This window comes from Paraburkholderia sp. 31.1, from assembly GCF_014397645.1.
Classification (GTDB): domain Bacteria; phylum Pseudomonadota; class Gammaproteobacteria; order Burkholderiales; family Burkholderiaceae; genus Paraburkholderia; species Paraburkholderia tuberum.
Genome location: NZ_VZQN01000128.1, coordinates 1 through 2,300, shown reverse-complemented (window position 1 = coordinate 2,300; position 2,300 = coordinate 1). Strand labels below are relative to the sequence as shown.

Genomic DNA, 2,300 nt, shown 5'->3' with positions numbered 1-2,300 from the left:
CCCCCGGGCCGTCTCGCGATCTGGGGGCTGCCCGTTGCGGCCCTGGTCGTCGCCCTGCTTGCGATCGGCATCGTCTCGGTGCGCGGCGACATGGTGGGCGTCGCGTCCGGCGAGCCGAAGCTGAAGGCGATCATTGCCATCCTCGTCACCTTCGCCATCGTCGTCGTGACCCATCTCGTCCTGTTCGCAACCGGCGCTTACGCCTTCGCGGGACGCCTCTTTCACCGGGAAACCGGCGATCACACGAAGGCAGCCAAGCCGCTCAGGCGCGATGCGCGGCTGCAGCGCGTGTACGAGGAACTGCGCGTCTCGCACGGCTGGCGCTGGCAACGCCGCCTGCGCTGGCTGCTGGTGAACGGTACGGATGAACGCGTCGATCAGGTCGCGCCCGGTCTCAAGCAGGCGGGAGTCATGCACGTGGCCGAAACCATTCTCGTGCATGCGTCGCCGGACGGCATCGAGGCGGCGAAGTGGCTGGGCCAGGTCCGTCGGCTGCGCCGCCGCTACCCGGTCGATGGCGTCGTGCATGTCGCCCGCGCGGACGACAGGGATACCGAACTGCCCCGCAAACTCTCGGGCATCGCTACCGCGCTCGGCTGGGCCGCGCCCGTTTCGTTCCTGCACCCGGTTGAGGCGAAGGGTAGCCCGTCCGAACGCTTCGACGCGGTCGGCACCTTCATGCCGAACGATTCGCGCAGACAGGCACAGGAAGCCGCCGCCAGGTTGCCGGATCTGCTGCACGAGGTCGAGCAGCGGTCTGCGGACGCGGGCGTACACCTTTGCACCCGCAACAACCTCCGGGTGACCTGGCTGATGGAAATCTCGAAGTATGTCGGCGACCATGGTGAGCGCATCGTCGATGGCCTGCGGGGGCTGGCTGCGTCGCACTGGCTGCGCGCGTCGCTCGCGGGCGTCATGTTCGCGCCGGTTTTTCCGGGGGCGACCGTCGTACCTGTACCGGTTACCAACGGCGACGGGACGCCTGGCGAGCCTGTCGACGCGCCGCCAGCAGTAACGGACATGCGCGCACAGCCCGCTGCGCTGCTGCCGGTGTGGCGCGAGATCGCGGGCGGATCGTCTAACTACCGAGGGCGGCGCGTCGGCTTCTACTGGCGTAACGCGCTCGCGATGCTCGTCATAGCCGCGGCGATTGTGTGGTGCGTGTGGATGACGGTCTCCTTCGTCGGCAACCAGCAGCTAGCACGCGAAGCAAATCAGACAGCGCAAACCGCTGTCGATGCAAAACCGCAAACTGGCGACTCCTGGCGCGCCCAACTCGCGCTCCAGCAACTGATGGAACGGCTCGAATACCGCCAGCAGCACGGCGCGCCGTGGTACCTGCGCGCGGGTCTTTCGCGCAACGACGACATCCTTGCGGCGCTCTGGCAGTCGTACCGGATCGCCGCGACGCATAACCTGCAGGAGCCCGTGGTGCGAACGATCACGGACCTGCTAAAGGCCGCAGGCGAGGCCCGCGCCGACGCACTGCAATCGCAGGACACGCGCGGCAGCACCTACAACGCGCTCAAAACCTACCTGATGCTTGGGGACCCTGCCCGCGCCGACGCCGCATTTCTGCGCCGCTCGCTTGTCGCGTTGTGGCGACGCCCGGTGGACATGCCCGAGGGCGAGCGCGACGACACGGGCCGCCGACTCGCCGCGTTTTACGCCGACCACCTGAAGGCCCACCCCGAATGGCGCATCACGCCCGACGCGAGCCTCGTGAGCACGACCCGCAACATGCTGGTGACGCAGATGGGCCTCGCATCGGCCGACGACACGGTGTACCAGAGCATCCTCGACGAGGTCAAAGGCAAGTACGCTGACGCATCACTCCAGACGTTGCTCAACGGCGCGGACGCGCAGGGGCTTTTCAGCACGTCGCAGGCGGTGCCTGGCATCTACACGCGCGCGGCGTGGGACGGCATGATCGCGGACGCGATCGACAGGGCCGCAAGCGAGCGACGCGTGAGCGGCGACTGGGTGCTGACCGGCGCGCAACCATCGCAGACCATCGGTAACACCCTCGCACAGGGTGCGATCCGCACCAGCGCCGCAATTGACGAGAAGCGGGCGGCCGAAGAACTGAAGCAGCGACTGACAGCGCGCTACTTCGCGGAGTACACCGCCGCCTGGCAGACCATGCTCAACAGTCTCCAGTGGCAACCGGCATCGAACCTGAACGGGGCGATCGATCAACTCACCCGTCTCGCCGACGCGCAGACCTCGCCGCTGATCGCGCTGATGAAGTCGGTGCAGTACCAGGCGCAGGCGGGACGACCCTCGCAGGCGCTGACCGA

General features: G+C 67.6%; 1 protein-coding gene. It reads left to right on the top strand.

Translation table 11 applies throughout. From position 1 onward, the window contains the following. On the top strand, positions 1-2,300 hold a 2,300-nt coding region (locus F6X37_RS35530; RefSeq protein ID WP_316252037.1), incomplete at both ends, for an ImcF-related family protein.